Annotated in this window: 11 protein-coding genes; 3 read left to right on the forward strand and 8 right to left on the reverse strand. The window is 73.4% G+C overall.

Features of this window, described 5'->3' with window-relative positions; translation table 11 throughout:
* Both ABEE00_RS03640 and ABEE00_RS03645 read right to left on the reverse strand, forming a co-directional pair.
* Positions 1-909, reverse strand: coding sequence for a PDR/VanB family oxidoreductase (locus ABEE00_RS03640; protein WP_345743737.1), 909 nt, complete (start codon positions 907-909; stop codon positions 1-3).
* A gap of 12 nt (positions 910-921) precedes the next feature.
* Positions 922-1,551 carry an MSMEG_1061 family FMN-dependent PPOX-type flavoprotein gene (locus ABEE00_RS03645; protein WP_345743738.1) on the reverse strand — a complete coding sequence of 210 codons (630 nt, stop codon included), beginning with the start codon at positions 1,549-1,551 and terminating at the stop codon, positions 922-924.
* 177 nt (positions 1,552-1,728) lie between these two features.
* Here ABEE00_RS03645 and ABEE00_RS03650 point away from each other — a divergent pair, with 177 nt between their 5' ends.
* Positions 1,729-2,376: a TetR/AcrR family transcriptional regulator gene (locus ABEE00_RS03650; RefSeq protein ID WP_345743739.1), complete on the forward strand. Its 648-nt coding sequence runs from the start codon at positions 1,729-1,731 to the stop codon at positions 2,374-2,376.
* A 105-nt stretch (positions 2,377-2,481) separates the two neighbouring features.
* Here ABEE00_RS03650 and ABEE00_RS03655 read toward each other — a convergent pair whose 3' ends face one another.
* The 5 genes from ABEE00_RS03655 to ABEE00_RS03675 all read right to left on the reverse strand — a co-directional run bounded on the left by ABEE00_RS03655 (position 2,482) and on the right by ABEE00_RS03675 (position 8,913).
* Entirely contained in the window at positions 2,482-4,002 is a 1,521-nt protein-coding gene (locus ABEE00_RS03655) for an AMP-binding protein (protein WP_345743740.1), read from the reverse strand.
* A 170-nt stretch (positions 4,003-4,172) separates the two neighbouring features.
* Entirely contained in the window at positions 4,173-5,411 is a 1,239-nt protein-coding gene (locus ABEE00_RS03660; protein ID WP_345743741.1) for a DUF4185 domain-containing protein, read from the reverse strand.
* A 207-nt stretch (positions 5,412-5,618) separates the two neighbouring features.
* Positions 5,619-6,089 (reverse strand): NUDIX hydrolase, encoded by a 471-nt coding sequence (locus tag ABEE00_RS03665; protein WP_345743742.1) that lies wholly within the window; start codon positions 6,087-6,089, stop codon positions 5,619-5,621.
* 55 nt (positions 6,090-6,144) lie between these two features.
* The gene (locus tag ABEE00_RS03670; protein ID WP_345743743.1) at positions 6,145-7,356 is read right to left on the reverse strand and encodes a M20 family metallopeptidase; all 1,212 of its coding nucleotides are present in this window, start codon (positions 7,354-7,356) and stop codon (positions 6,145-6,147) included.
* A gap of 90 nt (positions 7,357-7,446) precedes the next feature.
* Complete coding sequence (locus ABEE00_RS03675; RefSeq protein WP_345743744.1) at positions 7,447-8,913, reverse strand: MFS transporter; 1,467 nt, start codon at positions 8,911-8,913, stop codon at positions 7,447-7,449.
* A 136-nt stretch (positions 8,914-9,049) separates the two neighbouring features.
* On the opposite strand from ABEE00_RS03675, the gene ABEE00_RS03680 reads away from it, so the two are divergent.
* Complete coding sequence (locus tag ABEE00_RS03680; RefSeq protein ID WP_345743745.1) at positions 9,050-10,069, forward strand: Lrp/AsnC family transcriptional regulator; 1,020 nt, start codon at positions 9,050-9,052, stop codon at positions 10,067-10,069.
* 80 nt (positions 10,070-10,149) lie between these two features.
* Entirely contained in the window at positions 10,150-11,136 is a 987-nt protein-coding gene (locus ABEE00_RS03685; protein ID WP_345743746.1) for an aminoglycoside phosphotransferase family protein, read from the forward strand.
* A 29-nt stretch (positions 11,137-11,165) separates the two neighbouring features.
* On the opposite strand, the gene ABEE00_RS03690 is transcribed toward ABEE00_RS03685, so the two are convergent.
* On the reverse strand, positions 11,166-11,864 hold the full coding sequence (locus tag ABEE00_RS03690) for a class I SAM-dependent methyltransferase (protein WP_345743747.1): 699 nt from the start codon (positions 11,862-11,864) through the stop codon (positions 11,166-11,168).
* Positions 11,865-11,868: the final 4 nt, after the last annotated feature.

The following is an 11,868-nucleotide window of genomic DNA, read 5'->3' on the forward strand; positions in this document are numbered from 1 at the left end:
TCACAGATCGAGGACGAGGCGCGCGGAGCGGGACCGCGAGACGCACGCGTACATGCGGCCCTCAGGGGCGCCGATGTCGTCGCGGTGCTCGGGCTCGCCGTCGAGTACGCCGAGTTCGCAACTGCCGCACACCCCTTCGCGGCAGCCGGCCGACACCGCGTAACCGGCCCCGTCCAGCGCCTGCAGCAGCGTCTCGTCCTCCGGCACCCGGACCGTGCGCCCCGACCGCGCGCACACCGCGTCGAACGCGGTGTGCGGCGCGAAGACCTTGGGCGCGGCGCGGAAGCGCTCCGTGTGCAGCCGCTCCGCGGGGAACACCGCCTCGGCGGCGTCGAGCAGCGAGGCGGGGCCGCAGCAGTACACCCGCGCGCCGGGCGCGAGGCCGGACGCCAGCGCGGCCAGGTCGGGCCTGCCCTCCTCACGGGTGGCGACGACCCGTACGTACGCGCCGAATTCGGCCCGCAGCTCCTCCGCGAAGGGCATGTGCGCGAGGGAGCGCCCCACGTACACGAGTCGCGCCGGGACGCCGGAGGCGAGCGCCGCGCGCAGCATCGGCAGCAGGGGCGTGATGCCGATGCCGCCGGCGAGGAAGAGGTACTCAGGCGCCGGCAGGAGCGGGAAGTGGTTGCGCGGGAGGGAGACGCCGAGCCTGCGGCCGGTGCGCAGGAAGCGGTTGATGTACTCCGAACCCCCGCGGCTCAGCGGCTCGTCGCGCACCGCGATGCGGTAGCGCGAGCGGTCGCCCGCATCGCCGCACAGCGAATACTGGCGGGTGAGCCAGTTGGGCAGGCTCACGTCTATGTGCGCTCCCGGCTCCCAGGGCGCCAACGGCCCCTCGGCGCCGCGCAGGACGAGGGAGACGACGTCCTCGGCGACGTGTGCCATGTGGTCGACAACGGTCTGCTGCATCGCCGGTCCTCCTCAGTAGAGCTTGCGGTAGCCGTCTTCCAGGCCGCGTTCCAGCTCCCCGGGGTCGACGCCGAGCCCGAGCTGGTCGGCGACGACCTCGCCGACCGTGGGGAGCTCCTCGGCGAGCGCCTGGCTCGCCGGGTCCCACAGCCGCGAGCGCAGCAGCGCGCGGCCGCAGTGGAAGTAGACCTGCTCCACCTCGACGATGAGCGCGAGCACCGCCTCCCTGCCCTCGGCCTGCATCCGGGCCAGCACATCGGGCTCGTCGGTGGCGTAGGCGCGCCCGTTGACCCGCAGCATCTCCCGCGAACCGGGTACGAGGAAGAGCAGGCCGATCCCGTCGTTCTCGGCGAGGTTGGTGAAGGAGTCGGCGAGCTTGTTGCCGGGCCGGTCGGGAATCGCCAGCGTGCGCTCGTCGAGCACCTTCACGAAGCCCGGATAGTCCCCGCGCGGGGAGCAGTCGGCGCGCCCCGCCGCGTCGGCCGTCGCCATCGACAGGTAGGGCGAGTGCGCGATGAAGCGGTGCGTGTGCGCGTCGACGTGGTCGAGGATCTTCGCCTCGGCGACGGGCTCGGGCGCGCCGAGCCGGGCGCGGACCTCGGCGTGCGACAGGCGCCGCGGGCGGGTGCGGGTGTGCGACACGAGGGCTCCTTCCGATGGGCGGGGAGGCGGCGCGGTACGCGGCACGGCGCGGCGCCATGCCGTGGGCGGCGGTAGGACGTACCGCTCCGCCGCAGGTCATGGCAGTATTGTGAGCAATCATTCAGGTCCCGCGCTACTCGCTTTCGAGGCGCTGCCCAGGACTGCCAGGAGGTGCCCGTGACATCAGGCGACCGCAGGCTCCAGCCGCGCAAACAGCCGCGCCAGGCGCGCGCCGAGCTCACCCGGCAGCGCATCCTCGACGCGGCTGCTCACGTTTTCGCGGAGTACGGCTATGCCGCGGGGACCACCAACCGGATCGCCGAACAGGCCGGGATCTCGATCGGTTCGCTGTACCAGTACTACCCGAACAAGGACGCCATCCTCGCCGAACTGGTCGGCCGGCACCTCGCCGACGGGGCGGAGGCCATCGGGGAGGCCATCAGGAGGAGCGAGGAGGCGGAGCCGCCCGGGACGCTCGAGGACACGGTCCGCACTCTCATCAGGACCGCGGTCGAGAACCACCTGGAAGACCCGCGACTCCTGCGCATCATGGCCGAACAGGCGCCGCGCTCGCCCGAGTTGGTGGAGAGGGTCGCGCAGCAGGAGCAGGCGCGCACGGCCTACGTACGGGAACTCATCGGCCGCTATCCGGAGGTCCGGGTGGCCGACCCCGCCGTGGCCGCCCGGCTCGTCGTCGCCACGGTCCAGTTCACCGTGCACAGCCTCATCGCCGCCCCCGATCCCGTGGACGTCGCCGCGTTCGAGAACGAACTCGTCAGCATGATCACCCGCTATCTCACCGGGGGACCGGCCGGAACGGCGTAGCGCCGCACCCGCGCGGCGGCGTGACGCTCCGCGGAGCAACGGCGGGCGCGCCGGGGCCACTTCGCCCCGCGGTGTGGCCCCGGCAGCCGGCCGTCGTGCGGGGATTCAGCCCGCCAGGCTCGTGCGCAGGTGCTTCTTGTCGGGCTTGCCCACGGGGGTCAGGGGGATCTCCGCGAGCTGATGGAGCGTCCGGGGCGCGTACATCGGGCCCTTGTGCCGCGCGACGAACTCCCGCAGCACCTCGTGGTCGACCTTCCGCCCCGGCGCCGGGACGAGGGCCGCGTGCACCTCCTCCGCGCCGTTCTCCGCCGGCACGCCGAACACCGCGCAGTGGGCGATGTCGGGGTGGGTGAGCAGCAGGTCCTCCAGCTCGCTGGTGTAGACGTGGCCGCCGACCACGATGACCATGTCCTTGAGCCGGTCGACGATGTAGAGGTAGCCCTGCTCGTCGAGGTAGCCGACGTCGCCGGTGCGCACCCAGCCGTCCCGCAGCACCGCCTCGGTGAGCTCGGGCTGCTTCCAGTAGCCGCTCATGGCCTGGCCCGAGCGCACATGGATCTCGCCGGTCCCGCCCGGCGGGAGGTCGGCGCCCGTCTCGTCGCGCACGACCACCTCCACGCCCGGGATCACCTTCCCGGCCGGGGCCTGGCCCTCGCGCGGCAGGTCGCCGTGCTCGTGGGGGCCGAGCACGGTGACGTGGCCCGCCTCGGACTGGCCGTAGCCGCCGAACAGCACGGGACCGAACACCTCGTGGGCCTGGCGCAGCCGCGCCGCCGAGGCACCGCAGCCGCCGTACGTGATCCGCTGCAGGCTGCTCAGGTCGGTCCAGCGCACAGCAGGTTCGTCGAGCAGCCGGTACAACAGCGGCGGCAGCAGCCAGAGATGGGTGATCCGCTCCCGCTCGACGGCGGCAAGCACCTCGCCGGGGTCGAATTCCTCGTGCAGCACCACGGAGCCGCCCGCGAGCAGGGTGGCGTCGGCGATGTTGCCCGCGACGTGCGCGAGCGTCGTGCAGGCCAGGAAGCGCGGCGGCTCGCCGGCGAAGACGGAGCCGAAGGCCAGCACGTCCTTGTACGGCGCGTGCGCCATGCGCACGCCCTTGGGTATCCCGGTGGTCCCGCCGGTGTGGCGTATGCACCAGTCGTCCTCGGGCCGCGCCGCCCCCGGCACCGGCTCGGGCCGGTGCCGCGCTGCGTGCGCGAGCAGATCCTCGCCGAGCGGGCCCGGCCCGAGGCTCAGCACCTTCGGCGGGTGTACGCGGGCGAGGAGCTCCTCCGCGTACTCGTGCAGCGCGGGATCGACGATGAGCACTCCGGTGTCGACGCTGCGCACCACGTGGGCCAGGGCCTCAGGGGCCATGCCCTGGTAGAGCAGGACGACGCGGGCGCCGATGTGGTTGGCCGCGTAACGGGCGGCCAGCACCTCGGGGCGGTTGCCGGAGAGCAGCGTGACGGTGGTGCCGCGGCGCACTCCGCGCAGGGCCAGCTCCCTGGCGTACCGGTGGATGTCGTGGCGGAAGTCCCCCGCGGGGATCTCGCGGCCGTCCGCGGCGGTCAGCACCGTGCGGTGGGGGTCGCGGGACAGCACGTCGAGAATCGACTCGACATAACTCTCAAAGGCTCCCATGAAGTATTCCTCCCTACTTTGGTAGGTGATGGGTACTCCCTGGTAACGCTAGCCACTACACCAGTTGTAGAAGTGGCGGCGCTGTGAACCCTCGGTCATGGCGGGGCAATATCCCCCATGACCAGGCAATATCCCTGTACGCTGCGCGTTCTCGCCGCTCCGTGGAGTGCTCAGATGCCGGGGTCGAGCCGCGTGCGCCACTGGCTCACGACGTAGTTCTCGTTCGTGTCGTAGGGCGCCTGCGGGTTCCAGTTGCTGACGGCGATCTGGAAGTTCTCGAAGGTCGAGCCGGGGAAGATGAAGCCCCCGTAGGGGTTGCCCTGCACGGACTCGGGGTCGCTGGCGGGGTTGCTCCCGCTGGCGTACACCATGGTCTGCTCGGTGCCCTGGAAGAGGTCGGAGGTGGGCAGCGGGAAGACCTGGGCGCGGATGTCCTCGAGGTTGTGGTCGTTGTTGGGCTGGAACCAGCTCAGCGCGTACTTCCCGCCCATCGCGCGGAAGCAGATCTCGCCCCAGAAGCGCGTCTCGGTGATGGAGGTGGGCTCGTTGCCCCACGCCCACTGCCCGTTGGCGTTGCCCCAGCCCTGGTAGGCGTACTTCGGGCCCCAGCCGGACTCGGCCGCGTCCTTGTCGGTCTTGTCCAGATCCGACTTGAGGACGCGGAAGAGCAGCAGCCCCGAGTCCCGGTAGCGGTTGAAGACCGTCGACATGACGTAGACGTACGGGTCGTCCCCGGTGTCGGCGGCGTAGGTCTTCTGCTGGAACTGGAAGCCGAACAGCTCCCGCGGCCACTGCCGCAGGTACGTCCAGGTCTCGCCGTTGTCGGTGGACTTCCAGAAGTCGGTGTGGTGCGTGTCGTAGATCGGGCCGCGCATCAGGTGCATGTAGAGCGTGTCGCCGACGCGGAAGACGTCCGAGGGCAGCGCCGTGGTGTACGGGCCGCCCGGCTTGCCCACGTGGTCCTCGGGCACCAGCCCCTTCGCGTGGCCGGGGCGGTCACTGACCGCGCCGTCGATGACCACGGGCCCGGCCGCCGCGTCCGAGTGCGAGCGCAGCCCGGTCGGTCCGCGCCAGTCGTCGCCCTTGGGGTGCTCGGGCGAGGGCGCTGGTGTGCCCGCGCCGTACGTGTCGCCGCCGATGAACAGCAGGGAGCCGTCGGCCAGTTGCACCGGGATGCACAGGTCGACGAAGTGCGCCCCGAACTTCCCCGTCAGGTCGGGCCCGGTGAAGCGGCCGACCTTGCGCGCGTTGGCCCGCGCCAGCCTGTCCTTGCCCGCGTGCGCGATCCCGGACCCTGCCGTGCCGACGAGTGCGGCACCGGCCGCCAGGCCCAGCCCGGCCTTGAGGGTCATCCTCCGGCTCACCAGCCCGAGTTCGCCGGTCGAGCGGGTCTCTCCGGGTTCCGGCATGTGTGATTCCCCGTTCCTGATCGATGGTCGCGATCGATGGTTCGCGATCGGTGGAGTGATGTGGAACGTCCCCCGTACGGACGCCCGCTGCCGCGGCCCTCACGGGGCCGGAGTTGCGGCAGATGTCCACCGAGTCTGAACCTGCGAACGGGAGCGGTTCAACAACATCGGGGCGAAATGAGAAATCGTTTACACGGGTGCGCCGCATCAGTCCACGTGCGGATACTCCCCATTGAGCCAGTGGCCGATCTGGCGCCGCATCGAGGGGTGGATGTCCAGCGCGTCGAGCCGCTCCGGGAGCGCCCAGCACACGCCGTCCGCCTCGTCGTTGACCGCCGGTGCGCCGCCCACGGGACGGCCCAGCACGGTGACCTCGTACGCCTGCCGGATCTCGCCGTCGGTGTAGGCGACGATGTGCCGCGGCGGCGAGTACACCCCGAGCAGGCCCGTGGCCTCGGCGATGATGCCGGTCTCCTCCTCGCACTCGCGCACCGCGCACGCGCTCGGCGACTCGCCGAGGTCCATCGCGCCGCCGGGCAGCGCCCACTGCCCGGTGTCCCGCCGCCGCTGGAGCAGGATCGCGCCGTCCCCGGGCCGCACGACGAGCATGTTGCAGGCGGGGACGAGGGAGTTGGGCTTCGGCGCTTCGGGGTCGTACCAGTATTCGGTGCGGCCCATGGGATCACTCCTCGGTTCGTGCTCGTGCTGTGTGACGGGCGCTGGGGAATCCGCCTCAGTCTCCCAGGGGTCGGGCCGCGCCGGTCTTCTGTGCCCCGTACGGCGCACGCGCGGCTGCGGCATCCAGCAGGCGGCGGCGCTGCGTGGGGTCCCTCGCCACCTCGGCACCCACCGTGGCCAGCGCGGTCGCGGCGTCCAGCACCGCGCGGTCGGCGCCCGCGCTCGTGCCGTACCGCGCGAACTCGGCCGTGTGCTGGCGCGCCCCGCCGGTGTCGTAGCCGATCGTGGGGTGCAGCGAGGGCACGTGGCGCGAGACGTTGCCCATGTCGGTGGAGGCCAGGACCTCGCCGTGGCGGAGGGTGACGTCGCGGCCCAGGGCGCGGGCCGCGCGCACGTACGCGTCCGTCAGGAAGCCGTCCTGCCGCAGCTCGGCGAAGTCCCGCCCGTGCGTCCGCAGTTCGAGCTCGGCGCCGGTGGCCAGCGCGCCGGCCTCGAAGCAGGCGCGCACCCGGCGCTGCGCCGCGGCCAGCTCTTCGAGGGTGGGCGCCCTGACCTCGTAGCGGGCGCGGGTGAGGGAGGGGATCACGTTCGCGGCCTGGCCGCCCTCGGTGTGGATGCCGTGCACGACCGTACGGGGCGGGAGTTGCTGGCGCAGCAGGCCGAGCGCGGTGTGCGCGAGGGTCATCGCGTCCAGCGCGTTCACGCCCTCCCAGGGCGCGACGGCCGCGTGGGCCGGGGTGCCGCGGTACGCGATGTCCCACGCGCCGATGGCCAGCGAGGACGCGCCCGCGCTGTCCTCCGGCGCGGCGTGCGCCATCATCGCCGCCGCCACGTCGTCGAACACGCCGGCCTCCAGCAGCAGCACCTTGCCGCCGGTGTCCTCCTCGGCCGGGGTGCCCACGAGCTTCACGGTCAGGCCGAGTTCGTCCGCGTGGCGGCCGAGCGCGAGGGCCGCGCCGACCGAGGCGGCGCCGTTCACGTTGTGCCCGCAGGCGTGGCCGAGCCCGGGCAGCGCGTCGTACTCGGCACACAGCGCGACCACCAGCTCCCCGCTGCCCCGCGTCCCGACCAGCGCGGTCGGCACCCCGCCGGCACCGCGCTCGACCGCGAACCCGCCGTCCTCCAGCAGCGCGGCGATCTTCGCCGCCGACTTGTGCTCGCCGAGGGCGAGTTCGGGCTCGGCATGCAGGCTGTGACTGAGCGCGAGAAGGGGGTCACGCCAGGGGGCGAGAGCCGCGGCGAGGTCGGGGTGGGTTGTACTGGGCACGAGGGCTTCTCCTGATTCTGTACGGGGTTTCGGCTCGGGCCCGGTGCGTGGCCTGGCGCGGGGCCTCGTGTTCGGTGGTTCAGCGCGGGGTCAAGCGCCGGTCTGCTGTGCGTGAGGCGGCCGCGTCGCCGTTTCCTCTCCGTGCGCGGGACCGCCCCGCGCACCCCCGCGACCCCGGCGGTAGCCCAGCGCCAGCACTCCGCCCAGCGCCGCCACCCCCGCGCACGTCCACCAGGCCCACAGGTAGCCCTCGTACGCGATGTGGCCGGTGGCGGGCTCGCGGTGGGCCGCGAAGAGGGCGCCGATCGCGGCGGCGCCGATGGCCGCGCCGAGGGAGAGGGCGAGTTCGTTGATGCCGACGGCCAGCGCGGTCTCGTGCTCGGCGACGGCCTCGGCCGACAGCGTGCGCGTGATCGACTCGAAGAGCCCGGTGGCCAGGCCCACGACCAGCGCGGCGGCCACGTACTGCGGCAGCGTGGAGTGGAGGACGGCCATCGCGGCGAAGCCCGCCGCGCCCACGCAGCCGGCCGCCGCCAGCACCGCGCGGTCGCCTGCCCGGCGCGCCAGCCGCGGCGTGAGCGAGGAACCGGCGAACCCGGCCAGCACGATCGCCAGCGCCACCACCGCGATCGCGCGCGGCCCGAGCCCCATCCCGTACCCGGTGGCGGACGGCGAGGCCCCGAGGAAGGTGGCGTTCGCGCCCAGGAACCCGATCGTGCCGAAGGCCGCGCAGAACGTGCACGCGCTCACCACCGCGAGCCGCGGATTGGTCAACAGCCGCACGCTGACCAACGGTTGCGCCGACCGGCTCTCCACCCGCACCCACCACACCAGCGCGATCAGGCTGCCCGCCGCCAGCCCGAGAGTCGGTGCCGAGGCCCAGCCCCAGGTGCTGCCCTGCGCCAGTACCAGGACCACGCCGACCAGGCCCGCGGTCAGCAGCAGCGCGGCACCGGTGTGGAAGTGGCCGCCGTACGCCGCCGCGCCCCCGGGCAGGACGAGCCCGGCGAGCAGGGCCAGGAGGCACAGCGGTACGGCCGCCCACAGACCCGCCTCCGCATGCCCCTCGCTGAGCAGCCCCGAGGCCAGTCCGCCGAGCCCGATCGACACCAGCAGCACGCCGACGAGCAGGGCGATGCCGGAGCGGCCGCGTTCCGGAGCCCGGGTGCGCAGGATGCCGACCAGCAGCGGGAAGAAGCCGACCACGGCGCCCTGCAGCACCACGCCGACCGCCAGCGTCGCGGGCGCGGGCCAGGCCGCCATCAGCAGCGATCCGGCGGCAACCGAGGCCAGCGCCCAGCGCAGCAGCCTGCGGTGCCCGTGCAGATCGCCGAGCCGGGAGAGCAGCGGGGTCAGCGCCGCGAACGCCACCTGCGAGAGCAGGTAGATCCCGTTCTGGCCGACACCGTCGATGTGCAGCCGCGCGCCGAGCGCGGGCAGCAGCGGGGTGAGATACCCCTGCACGATGCCGCTGGAGAGCACCACCAGCGCCATCGCCGCGAGCATGCCGCGTCCCGAGGACACCGTGTACGGGAACGCCGTGCCGCGCGAAGTCATGGCTTCACCCCATCTGCGAGTCGGTAACCGTCGCCTGGCAGCCGCGCAGCACCCGGTGCGGCGGCGACGGCTACTGTGCGGTGACCCGGCCGTACGATCGGCGGAATCGCGGGAAACGGACGCAGGGAGCGCGGCGATGCCAGAAACGGACACCCCCAGCGAACTCGATCTCGCCCTGGCCCACGCGCTGCAACTGCGGCCGCGCGCCTCCTGGGCCGAACTCGCGCCTCCGCTGGGCGTCTCCGCGAGCACGCTCGCCCGCCGCTGGGCGCGGCTGCGCGAGGCCGGACTCGCCTGGGTGACCGCCGCGCCGGGCCCCGCGTACGCGCGCAGCCGCTGCACCGCCTTTGTGCTGGTGCGCTGCGCACCGGGCGCGCGGGAGCGGCTGATGCGCGAGCTCGCCGCGTACCCGCAGGTGGCCACGGTGGAGGCGGTGACCTCCGGCGGTGACGTGCTGCTGGACGTGCTCACCCCCGACCTGCCCGCGCTCGGCGCCCTGCTCACCGGCGAACTGGAACACCTCGACGGGCTGACCTCCCTCTCCTGCATGATCGCCACCTCGCTGCGGGTGGAGGGGAGCCGGTGGCGGCTGCGTTCGCTGGACCCGGCGCAGCGGACCGCGCTGCGGGAGGGCGACCCGCGCCCGCAGGCCGAGCGCACCGGGGGCGGCGAACTGGACGCGCTCGACCGCGCGCTGCTCCGCGAACTCCTCCACGACGGGCGGCTGACCTGGGCCGAACTCGCCCCGCGCACCGGCGCGAGCACCGCCACCGTGCGCCGCCGCCTGCGCCGCCTGGAGTCCTCGGGCCTGGTCACCTTCCGCTGCGACCTGGCCGAGACGCTGGCCGGCCGCCCCGTACCGGTCACGCTGCTGGCCCGCGTGCCGGCGCCCGACGTGGACGCCGCGCACCAGGTGGTGGCGGCCCTGCCCGAATGCCGCCTGGTCGCGGCCGTGACGGGGCCCGCCAACATCCTCGCCACGCTGTGGGTCCACGACCTGTCCGACCTGCACCGCGTGGAGTCCGCGCTGTGTACGCGGCTGCCCGGGCTCACGGTGACGGACCGGATCGTGGGCCTCTACACGGTCAAGCGCATGGGGCATCTGCTGGACCGGGAGGGGCGGCACGAGGGGGTGGGGGAGTTCGGGCCGTGGTGAGGGAGTTCGCCGTAGGACGGCTGCCACGGCCCGCTCGTAATTCCGTCGCCCCGCCGCAGCCCGCGTGGCACCCTCACCGCATGCCTGAATCACCCGAATCACGCGGAATCCCCGGCTCGTTCGCGTTCATGACGCCCGAGCAGATCGCCGAGCGGACCTCGCGCGCCTTCGGCGCGGCCGTGGGCGCGGGGCGGGAGTTGGGCCTCGCCGTGGACGAGGCGGTGGTGCTGCACGACGTGTTCTCCGTGGTCGTGCACCTCGCGCCCTCGCCGGTGGTCGTACGGGTGCCGACCGTGCTGCCTCCGTACGTGGACCCCGACACGCAGGCCGCGCGGCAGCGCACCGAGCTGGACGTGGTGGCCTGGCTCGCGGAGCGCGGCACGCCGGTGATCCCGCCGAGCCCGCTGGTGCCGCGCGAACCGGTGCGGCGCGACGGCTTCTCGATGACCTTCTGGGAGTTCACCGAGCAGGACGCCGCCGCCGAGCCCGACTACGTACGGAACGCGGCCCTGGTGGCGGAGCTGCACGACGAACTGCGCGCGTACCCGGGCGAGTTGCCCTTCCTCTCGGCCGCCGAACCGCGCTTCGTCACCGACGGCCTGGCGGCGCTCGCAGGGCGCCCGGACCTCCTGGGCCCGGACGACCTGGACCGCGCGCGGCGCGAGTGGGCGGCGCTGGAGCCGCTGGTCGGGTCGCGGGCCGCGTTCGAGGCGGAGTTCCCCGGCGCCGGGCTCCAGCCGGTGCACGGCGACGCGCCCGCGGTGAACATCGTCGCCGGTGTCCGTGGGCCGCTCCACTCCGACTTCGAGCTGGTCACGCTCGGCCCGCCGGAGTGGGACCTCGCGGCCCTCGGGCCCGAGTGCGAGGCGGCCTACGACGTCGCGGCGCGGCGCCTGGGACTGCGGGCACCGGACCCGCGCGTGCTGCGGTTCGTGAACGCCGTGGGCATGTGCCGCATGGTGGCGTGCCTCTCCCTCGTACCCCGGCTGCCCCTGCTCGGCGAGGCGTTGAAGCCGGCCGTCGAGCAGTGGCGCGCGACGCCTCCCGCCGCCCAGGGCCTTTTCTGACCCCTTCCGGGATCGCTGCGGTTCCGGGATTACTGCGGGTTGCGCAGCCTGACCGCCACGAAGCTCGGCACCGTGCGCAGCTTCTCGTAGCGGCGCGGGTCGGTGTCCCGGGCGCCCTCGGTGGCCTGAGGCTCCGTCAGGTGCTCCAGTGCGAACCCGGCGCCGAGCAGTTCGCCGAGGAAGGTCTCCATCGTCATGCGCCAGTAGTCCATGGCGAAGGCGTCGCCGAAGGGGAGTCGCACGCGCTCGTGCGTGAAATAGGAGCCGCCCGTCATCGTCCAGTCGGCCGTCGGGTGCGTGATGGACAGGACCAGCGCGCCGCCGGGGCGCAGCACTCGCCGCACCTCGGCGAGGAACTGCGCGCGGGCGTCCAGGTGTTGGTAGACCAGCGCAGAGACGGCGAGGTCGAAGGAGCGGTCGTCGAGGAAGCCCAGCGGCTCCTCCAGGTCGTGGTGGTGCAGCACGGCCCCGTCGCCGAGGCGCTCGCGCGCCGCGTGCAGCAGGCTCTCGCTGCCGTCCACCCCGACGACCTGCCGGGCGCCGAGCCGCAGGAGCTCGTCCGCGTAGTGCCCGGCCCCGCACCCCAGGTCCAGCACCCGCAGCCCGCCCACGTCACCGGCCAGCCCGAGCATGGCGGGCCGGTCGGTGTACGCGTTGTACGCACTGACCGTGGCCCTCTCGGCGAAGGCCCGGCCCATGTCCCCGTGATACGCGGTCTCGGCTCTCATCGGG

Origin of the sequence: Streptomyces odontomachicola (genome assembly GCF_039605595.1) — a bacterium.
Classification (GTDB): domain Bacteria; phylum Actinomycetota; class Actinomycetes; order Streptomycetales; family Streptomycetaceae; genus Streptomyces.

Coding starts and splice junctions, on each gene's coding strand:
- ABEE00_RS03640 (WP_345743737.1), bottom strand. CDS start 909: ATGCAGCAGACCGTTGTCGACCACATGGCACACGTCGCCGAGGACGTC.
- ABEE00_RS03655 (WP_345743740.1), bottom strand. CDS start 4,002: ATGGGAGCCTTTGAGAGTTATGTCGAGTCGATTCTCGACGTGCTGTCC.
- ABEE00_RS03660 (WP_345743741.1), bottom strand. CDS start 5,411: ATGCCGGAACCCGGAGAGACCCGCTCGACCGGCGAACTCGGGCTGGTG.
- ABEE00_RS03665 (WP_345743742.1), bottom strand. CDS start 6,089: ATGGGCCGCACCGAATACTGGTACGACCCCGAAGCGCCGAAGCCCAAC.
- ABEE00_RS03675 (WP_345743744.1), bottom strand. CDS start 8,913: ATGACTTCGCGCGGCACGGCGTTCCCGTACACGGTGTCCTCGGGACGC.
- ABEE00_RS03680 (WP_345743745.1), top strand. CDS start 9,050: ATGCCAGAAACGGACACCCCCAGCGAACTCGATCTCGCCCTGGCCCAC.
- ABEE00_RS03685 (WP_345743746.1), top strand. CDS start 10,150: ATGCCTGAATCACCCGAATCACGCGGAATCCCCGGCTCGTTCGCGTTC.
- ABEE00_RS03690 (WP_345743747.1), bottom strand. CDS start 11,864: ATGAGAGCCGAGACCGCGTATCACGGGGACATGGGCCGGGCCTTCGCC.